Source organism: Pelomicrobium sp., from assembly GCF_036803785.1.
In the GTDB taxonomy this organism is placed as follows: domain Bacteria; phylum Pseudomonadota; class Gammaproteobacteria; order Burkholderiales; family UBA6910; genus Pelomicrobium.
This window is the reverse complement of record NZ_DAIRTR010000123.1, coordinates 1-8540: the sequence shown is the minus strand read 5'-3', so window position 1 is coordinate 8540 and position 8540 is coordinate 1. Positions and strand designations below refer to the sequence as shown.

At 62.8% G+C, this 8540-nt stretch carries 5 protein-coding genes, 2 tRNA genes and 1 pseudogene; 7 read left to right on the top strand and 1 reads right to left on the bottom strand.

Annotated elements, in window-relative coordinates; translation table 11 throughout:
* From clpP to V7Q81_RS12690, 6 genes are all read left to right on the top strand, one after another.
* The coding region (clpP, locus tag V7Q81_RS12715; protein ID WP_333843850.1) for an ATP-dependent Clp endopeptidase proteolytic subunit ClpP at positions 1-567 on the top strand (567 nt) is incomplete at its 5' end.
* Positions 568-603: 36 nt separating this feature from the next.
* A complete protein-coding gene (gene clpX, locus V7Q81_RS12710; RefSeq protein ID WP_333843849.1) occupies positions 604-1872 on the top strand; it encodes an ATP-dependent Clp protease ATP-binding subunit ClpX in 1269 nt (422 codons plus the stop codon).
* Between the two features lie 144 nt (positions 1873-2016).
* Entirely contained in the window at positions 2017-4425 is a 2409-nt protein-coding gene (lon, locus tag V7Q81_RS12705) for an endopeptidase La (protein ID WP_333843847.1), read from the top strand.
* Between the two features lie 483 nt (positions 4426-4908).
* Positions 4909-4984: transfer RNA gene (locus V7Q81_RS12700), tRNA-Val, on the top strand.
* Between the two features lie 26 nt (positions 4985-5010).
* Positions 5011-5087, top strand: a tRNA-Asp gene (locus V7Q81_RS12695).
* Positions 5088-5233: 146 nt separating this feature from the next.
* On the top strand, positions 5234-7138 hold the full coding sequence (locus V7Q81_RS12690; RefSeq protein WP_333843845.1) for a SurA N-terminal domain-containing protein: 1905 nt from the start codon (positions 5234-5236) through the stop codon (positions 7136-7138).
* Here V7Q81_RS12690 and V7Q81_RS12685 read toward each other — a convergent pair.
* Positions 7135-7923, bottom strand: coding sequence for an enoyl-ACP reductase FabI (locus V7Q81_RS12685; RefSeq protein WP_333843844.1), 789 nt, complete (start codon positions 7921-7923; stop codon positions 7135-7137). The two genes, V7Q81_RS12690 and V7Q81_RS12685, sit on opposite strands and share 4 nt — an antisense overlap.
* Before the next feature lie 142 nt (positions 7924-8065).
* On the opposite strand from V7Q81_RS12685, the pseudogene V7Q81_RS12680 reads away from it, so the two are divergent.
* A pseudogene (locus V7Q81_RS12680) lies at positions 8066-8540 on the top strand (ABC transporter substrate-binding protein); the annotation flags it as partial.

Genomic DNA, 8540 nt, shown 5'->3' with positions numbered 1-8540 from the left:
GAGCGGGCCTATGACATCTATTCCCGGCTGCTCAAGGAAAGGGTGGTGTTCCTGGTGGGTCCGGTGAACGACGCGACCGCCAACCTGGTGGTGGCGCAGCTTTTGTTCCTCGAATCGGAGAACCCGGACAAGGACATTCACTTCTACATCAACTCCCCGGGCGGCTCGGTGTCGGCGGGGCTGGCGATCTACGACACCATGCAATTCATCAAGCCCGACGTTTCCACCTTGTGCGTGGGCATGGCGGCCAGCATGGGGGCCCTGCTGCTGGCGGCAGGCGCCAAGGGCAAGCGCTACTGCCTACCCAACTCCCGGATCATGATCCATCAACCGATGGGCGGGTTCCAGGGACAGGCCTCCGACGTGGAGATCCATGCACGGGAAATCCTGTACCTCAAGCAGCGGCTGAACGAGATCCTGGCCAAGCACACCGGCCAGCCCGTGGACAAGGTCGCGCGGGACACAGACCGGGACAATTTCCTGGGCGCCGAAGACGCGGTAAAGTATGGTTTGGTGGATAGGGTCTTGGAAAGCCGGGAGGCGGTCCTGAAGGAAAAGGCGGCTTGACGGGCCGATTCCCCGGCACGGCAAGGGAAAGGATGTATGTCGGATAAGATCGGCGGCGAAAAACTCCTCTATTGCTCCTTCTGCGGAAAGAGCCAGCACGAGGTGCGCAAGCTCATCGCCGGGCCCTCCGTGTTCATCTGTGACGAGTGCATCGAGCTGTGCAACGACATCATCCGCGAAGAGACCCAGGGCGAACAGAAAACCAAGGGCGCGCGCGCCGATCTGCCCACCCCCCACGAGATCCGCCAGATCCTCGACCAGTACGTGATCGGCCAGGACGTGGCGAAAAAGATCTTGTCGGTGGCCGTCTACAACCATTACAAGCGCCTCAAGAACATCGGCAAGCCCTCCGATGACATCGAGCTCGCCAAGTCCAACATCCTGCTGATCGGACCCACCGGCTCCGGCAAAACCTTGCTCGCTCAGACGCTGGCGCGGCTGCTCAACGTGCCCTTCGTCATGGCCGACGCCACCACCCTCACGGAGGCGGGGTACGTGGGGGAGGATGTGGAGAACATCATCCAGAAGCTGCTGCAGAAGTGCGACTACGACGTGGAGAAAGCGCAGCGCGGCATCGTCTACATCGACGAGATTGACAAGATCTCGCGCAAAAGTGAGAACCCGTCCATTACCCGTGACGTGTCCGGGGAGGGTGTACAGCAGGCGTTGTTGAAGCTCATCGAGGGCACCATCGCCTCGGTGCCGCCCCAGGGTGGGCGCAAACACCCGAACCAGGAATTCGTCCAGGTAGACACCACCAACATCCTGTTCATCTGCGGCGGCGCCTTCGACGGGCTGGACAAGATCATCCGTAACCGCTCGGAGAAGAGCGGGATCGGTTTCGGCGCGGAGGTGCGCAGCCGCGACAACCGCAAGGACATCACGGAGATTCTGCGCACGGTGGAGCCGGAGGATCTGATCAAGTACGGCCTGATCCCCGAGTTCGTCGGGCGCCTGCCAGTGGTGGCGACGCTGGAAGAACTGGATGAGGCGGCCCTCATCGAGATCCTCACCAAACCCAAGAACGCGCTGGTAAAACAGTACCAGAAGATGTTCGCCATGGAGGGCGTGGAGCTGGAAGTGCGCGAGCCCGCCCTGCGCTCGATCGCCCGCAAGGCACTGGCGCGCAAGACGGGCGCCCGGGGGTTGCGCTCGATCTTGGAGCAGGCCCTCCTCGACACCATGTACGACCTGCCTTCCATGGAAAACGTCGCCAAGGTGGTGATCGACGAGAACGCTGCCACCGGCGACGCCCAGCCGATCCTGATCTATTCCGACCAGCCCAAGGTGGCCAAATCGGTATAGCTCAGGCCCGCAACTCCTGCTCCCCGGCGAGGTCTGTATTGAAGGGGCGAAAAGCGCTGAGGGCCCCTGCCCGGTCCGATTCGCTTGAGTTTGCCCCCAAACACCCCCACAATCGGGGAATTGGTTAGCTTCTAGGTGACCGACATGTTGAACGCTCCAGAACGCTCTGGCGAAGAAATCCTCCTGCCGCTGCTCCCGCTGCGGGACGTGGTGGTTTTCCCCCACATGGTGATTCCGCTCTTCGTCGGGCGCCCGAAGTCGATCAAGGCCCTCGATACGGCAATGGAGGCCGGCAAGAGCATTCTGCTGGTGGCGCAGAAATCGGCGGCCAAGGACGAGCCCGGTCCGGATGATCTGTACCACATCGGCTCGGTGGCCAATATCCTGCAGATGCTCAAGCTTCCCGACGGCACGGTAAAAGTGCTGGTGGAGGGTGCGGCCCGGGCACGGCTGCTGGAGGTTTTGGATCACAAGACTCACTTCAGCGCCCGCGCCGAGGTGGTGGTGCCACAATCCCGCCCGGATACCGAGACCGAGGCCATGCGACGCACCATCATGAGCCAGTTCGACCAGTACGTGAAGCTCAACAAGAAAATCCCGCCCGAGATCCTCACTTCCCTTGCCGGGATCGACGAGCCCGGGCGCCTGGCCGATACCATCGTGGCTCATTTGCCCCTGAAGCTGGAGCAGAAGCAGAAGGTGCTGGAGATCTTCGATCTCAACAAGCGCTTGGAGCATTTGCTTACCCTGCTCGAGACCGAGCTGGACATCCTGCAGGTGGAAAAGCGCATTCGCGGCCGCGTGAAGCGGCAGATGGAGAAGAGCCAGCGGGAATATTACCTGAACGAGCAGGTCAAGGCGATCCAGAAAGAACTGGGAGAGGACGAAGGCGACCTCGATGAGATCGCCAAGCGCATCAAGGCGGCCCACATGCCCAAGGAAGCGCGCCAGAAGGCAGAAGCAGAGCTCAAGAAGCTGCGGCTCATGTCGCCTATGTCGGCGGAAGCGACAGTGGTGCGCAATTACATCGATACCTTGGTATCGCTTCCCTGGAAGAAGAAGAGCAAGGTGTCCAATGACCTGCGGCTCGCCCAGGAAATTCTGGACAAGGATCACTACGGCCTGGAAAAAGTGAAGGAGCGCATCGTCGAGTACCTGGCAGTGCAGCAGCGGGTGGACAAGCTCAAGGCTCCTATCCTGTGCCTGGTGGGACCGCCCGGCGTGGGCAAGACTTCCCTGGGTCAATCCATCGCCCGCGCGACCGGCCGCAAATTCGTACGCATGTCCCTGGGCGGCGTACGGGACGAAGCGGAAATCCGGGGTCACCGGCGGACCTACATTGGCTCCATGCCCGGCAAGATCCTGCAGAACATGGCCAAGGTGGGAGTGAAGAACCCATTGTTCCTGCTGGACGAAGTGGACAAGATGGGGATGGATTTCCGCGGTGATCCGGCTTCTGCCCTGCTGGAGGTGCTGGATCCGGAGCAGAACCACACCTTCGTGGACCACTATGTGGAAGTGGAGTATGACCTCTCCGACGTGATGTTTGTGTGCACGGCAAACACCTTCAACATCCCGCCTGCTCTGCTTGATCGGATGGAGGTGATCCGCCTCTCGGGCTACACCGAGGACGAGAAGGTGAACATCGCCATGCGCTATCTGCTGCCCAAGCAGATGAAGAGCCACGGCTTGAAAGAGAACGAGCTACGCGTGTCGGAGAGTGCCATCCGTGACATCATCCGCTACTACACCCGGGAAGCGGGGGTGCGTGGCCTGGAACGGGAAATTTCCAAGATCTGCCGCAAGGTGGTGAAGGCACTGCTACTCAGCAAGAAGAGCGAGGCGGTATCCGTCACCTCGCGCAACCTGGACAAGTTTCTCGGCGTGCGGCGCTACACTTTCGGCATCGCCGAGAAGACCAACCAGGTGGGACAGGTGAACGGCCTGGCGTGGACCGAGGTGGGCGGGGAGTTGCTCACCATCGAGGCGGTGGTACTGCCTGGCAAGGGCAAGACCATCACCACTGGCAAGCTGGGCGAGGTCATGCAGGAATCGATCCAGGCGGCCCTGTCCGTGGTGCGCAACCGAGCTCGCCGGCTCGGTATCCACGACGACTTCCATCAGAAACACGACCTGCACGTGCACCTTCCGGAGGGCGCGACGCCCAAGGACGGCCCGAGCGCCGGTATCGGCATCTGCACCGCCATGGTGTCGGCGCTGACCGGCATCCCGGTGCGGGCGGACGTGGCGATGACCGGCGAGATCACTCTGCGGGGCGAGGTATTACCCATTGGTGGGCTCAAGGAAAAACTGCTGGCGGCCCACCGGGCCGGCGTCAAGATCGTGCTCATTCCCCAGGAAAACGTGAAGGACCTGGCCGAGATCCCGGACAACATCAAGAACCGGCTGGAGATCCATCCGGTGCGCTGGATCGAGCAGGTGCTGGACATGGCTCTGGAGCGCAAACCGGAACCGCTTCCGGAGCAGGAAGAAGTGAGGGAGATCCCGGCACAGGTGGAAGAAAAACCGGCCGCCCTCATCACCAAGCACTGATCTGGCGGCGCAAAGAGGCGGCGCGGCGCTTAGCACCGTGCCGTTTTTTTATTGGTCGATCCCTCCCGGCGCGTCGCCCGCATTTTGATTGACCGTGGTGAGGGCGTTTGCTAAAAAACCTGCGTGACCCAGCATTCGTGTTCCCCTCCGTGCAGCCAAGAAAAAGAGGGACGGGACGTGAGCAAGGCGGAGTTCGTCGATGCTACGGCACACGCTGGTGTGTCCAAGGCGACCGCCGGGCAGGGGCCGGAGGCAGAGATCGACATGTCACCGACGCCCTGAAGTAGGGCGGGATGGTGACCCGGGTCGGCCTCTCGACGCGCGCTCCGTGAGCAAGCGGCCAGCGCGCACGGGCTGCTATAGCGTAGAGATCAAGATTCGCGCTCCCTGCTCTCCCAGGTTCCGGGCTGGTAAGGCTTTGAGAGATGCGGTAGACTTAAAAATTTGAAAGAATGCTTGCCGGAATCCTGTGGCAGGCGCACCGGGTGCTTAGCTCAGTCGGTAGAGCGTCGCCCTTACAAGGCGAAAGTCGGGAGTTCGAACCTCTCAGCACCCACCAGTCAGGATGAAAGTTTCGGTTTCTCGGGAGTGGTAGTTCAGTCGGTTAGAATACCGGCCTGTCACGCCGGGGGTCGCGGGTTCGAGTCCCGTCCACTCCGCCAATTTTGCTCAGGGGCGAACGCAAGTTTGCCCCTTTTTGTTCCGTAAGGGAGGAGAAGCCCGGTGGCGGGCCGCCAGGCCATGTGGATTCCCGCCCCAGCCTGGCAGAGACTCCCAGGGGGACGTACACCGTTTGCTGGGTTGACCCATGTTCGATTTCGTCCGTAACCGCAAGCGTATCGTTCAGATTATTCTCGCCCTCATCATCATCCCGTTCGCCCTATGGGGAGTGGAGTCCTATCGCATGTCGGGAGACCGTGGGTCAGTGGCGGAAGTGGACGGTGATCCCATCACCCGACAGGAGTTCGACGAAGCGCTCCGGGAGCAGCAGGCACGGCTGCGGGAGGCCCTGGGAGGGCAGGTGGATGCGTCAGTGCTCGCAAGCCCCCAGGTACGGGAGGCAGTACTGGAACAGCTCGTGGAGCAACGGCTGCTGCTCGCCCACGCCCGCAAGCTGGGCATCGCCATTGCCGACGCTCAGCTTGCGGGCGTGATCCGGGAGATCGAAGCCTTTCACCAGGATGGGCGCTTCTCCCAGCAGCGCTATGAGTTTCTGTTGCGCCAGCGGGGGCTCACGCCGGTCGCCTTCGAGGAGCGGGTGCGCCAGGAGCTCATGCTGCGGCAACTGGCCGAGCCCTTCACCCACGCCGGTTTCGTGACTCGCCCCCTGGTGGAGCACCTGGCTCGCATCGCCGAGCAGAAGCGGGAAGTGAGCCAGTACGCCATCACCCCCGAGCAATATCTCTCCAAGGTCTCGGTGGAGGAGGCAGAGGCGAAGCGCTACTATGAAACCCATGCGCAGGAGTTTCGTCTGCCCGAGCAGGTGAAGGTGGAATACGTGGTGCTATCCCCCGACACGCTGGGGGCCGGGATGCAGATAAGCGAGGAGGAGGTCAAGGCCTACTACGAGGCGCACAAAGCCGAGTTCGGTACTCCCGAGGAGCGGGCCGCTAGCCACATCCTGGTGAAGGTGGGTGCCGGTGCGAGTGCCGAGGAGCGGGCCGCCGCGCGGCGCAAGGCGGAGGATCTCCTTGCCCAGGCGCAGAAGGAACCGGGGCGCTTCGCCGAGCTGGCGAAAAAGCATTCGGACGATCCGGGTTCCCGGGACCAAGGAGGGGCGCTCGGCTTGTTCCAGCGCGGCACCATGGTGAAATCCTTCGACGAGGCGGTCTTCGGCATGAAGCCCGGGGAAATCCGGGGGCCAGTGGAGACCGAGTTCGGCTATCACGTAATCAAGTTGGACGAAATCAAGGCGGGTACGGTGCGCCCCCTCGCCGAGGTGCGAAGCAGCATCGAACAGGAACTCAAGCGGCAGAAAGCGGGCCGGCGCCTGGCGGAAGTAGCGGAGCAGTTCAGCAACCTGGTCTACGAACAGAGCGATAGCCTGAAGCCCGCGGCACAGGCCCTCGGGCTTCAGGTGCAGATGAGCGAATGGATCCAGCGCGACGGCACAGGCGCTCCTTTCCCGACGAACGATCGGCTGCTCGAGGCCATGTTCTCGGCGCAGACGATCAAGGAGCGCAGGAACACGGAGGCGATCGAGGTCCGTCCCAATATCCTGGTGGCAGTGCGGGTGGTGGAACACAAGCCCGCGGCGGACCGCCCCTTTGACGAAGTGAAGGACGAGATCGTGGAGCGGCTGAAGCGCGAGCGCGCCACGGAGGCGGCGAGGCAGCAGGGCCAGAACCTGCTCGAGCGTCTCGCCAAGGGGGAGGCGGTGGAGTTACCTTGGAGTCCGCCCGTCACCGTGAGCCGGCAAGATCCGCACGGGCTGCCGCCGGCCGCCTTGCGGGATGTGTTCCGCGTGATCCCAGCGCGGCTTCCCGCCTACGTGGGCGCAGAAGCGCCTGACGGCGGTTTCGTGCTCTACCGGGTAAGCAAAGTGATCGAGGCGGCCGAAATCGATGCGTCCCGGCGCCAAGCGTGGGCGGCGCAGCTCGGCCAGCTGCTTGCCCAGGAGGAGTACAAGGCGTTCCTGGAAAGCGTGCGCAGCCGAGCCGAGATCAAGATCAATCGAGCCCTGGTCCAGGGCGAGGCACAGGCAGGAGGCTAGGGCTCCAGTTCCCCGAAGGCGGTGACGTGGAATCCGGCGTCCACGTAAAGGGTCTCGCCCGTGATGCCGCTCGCCAGGTCGCTACACAGAAAGGCGGCGGCGTTGCCCACCTCCTCGATGGTGACGTTGCGCCGCAGGGGCGCCCATTGCTCGGCGGCGTTGAGCAGCTTGCCAAACCCAGAAATACCGGCGGCGGCCAGGGTCTTGATCGGGCCGGAGGAAATGGCATTGACGCGAATGCCCTTGGGACCGAGGGAGAGGGCCATGAAGCGGACGTTGGCCTCCAGGCTCGCCTTGGCCGGTCCCATCACGTTGTAGTTGGGCATAGCCCGCACCGCCCCCAGGTAGGACAGGGTGAGAAGGGCGGCGGGACGGCCCTCCATCAGGGGTAGCCCTGCCTTGGCCAAAGCGGCGAACGAATAACTGGAAACGTCGTGGGCGACGCGGAAGGCTTCCCGGGTAAGGGTTTGCAGGTAATCGCCGCAGAGGGCCTCCCGGGGTGCGTAGGCGATGGAATGGACGATCCCGTCCAAGCCGTTCCAACGGCGGCCCAGGGCCTCGAACAGCCGGTCGATCTCCTCGTCGCTTGCCACGTCGCAAGGGAAAAGAAGCTCGCTGTCGAGCGCCCGGGCGAGGGGCTCCACCCGGTCCCGCACTCTTTCGTTCTGGTAGGTGAAGGCGAGCTCCGCGCCTTCGCGCTTCATGGCAGTGGCGATGCCATAGGCGATGGAGCGCTGACTGAGCAGGCCGCAGATCAGAATGCGTCGTCCGGCTAAAAATCCCATGGAGGGTCCTTATACAGATATCGCGGTCGTTCTTGAGGAACGGAAGCCGCACGGTGGGCTCAAATTATAACTTAAGGGGTTGCTGGAGGTTTCCGCCCGTGCATAGCGAGGCGGGGGGTTTTTCGCTAGACTGCTCCCGTCCATGAGATTGCCCGGCCGGCTGCTCGCGGGGGTGATGGCCCTCGTCCTCACTGCCTGTGGGGATTCCCCCTGGAACAATCCCTATCCCGCCTCCGAGTCGGGGAGGAACATCCTCTATTCCGCCTTCACCGAGCGGCCCAAGCACCTGGACCCGGTCCAGTCGTACTCGGAGAACGAGTACGTATTCATCAACCAGATCTATCAACCCCCTCTCCAGTACCACTACTTCAAGCGACCCTACGAGCTCATCCCCTTCGCTGCCGAGGCCGTGCCCGTTCCCCAATACTTGGACCACAAGGGTCATCGGCTGCCCCAGGACGCGGACGCCGCCCGGGTGGCGGAGACTATCTACGAGATCCGCATTCGTCCGGGCATCCTGTACCAGCCCCATCCCGCGTTCGCTCGCGACGCGCGCGGGGAACCTCTTTACTTCCGACTCACCGCGGCGGATCTGAAGCGCATCGACACCCTGGGGG

Bases quoted from the DNA above. Each gene is read 5' to 3' on its own strand.
- lon (WP_333843847.1), top strand. From the start codon at position 2,017: ATGTTGAACGCTCCAGAACGCTCTGGCGAAGAAATCCTCCTGCCGCTG.
- clpX (WP_333843849.1), top strand. From the start codon at position 604: ATGTCGGATAAGATCGGCGGCGAAAAACTCCTCTATTGCTCCTTCTGC.
- V7Q81_RS12690 (WP_333843845.1), top strand. From the start codon at position 5,234: ATGTTCGATTTCGTCCGTAACCGCAAGCGTATCGTTCAGATTATTCTC.
- V7Q81_RS12685 (WP_333843844.1), bottom strand. From the start codon at position 7,923: ATGGGATTTTTAGCCGGACGACGCATTCTGATCTGCGGCCTGCTCAGT.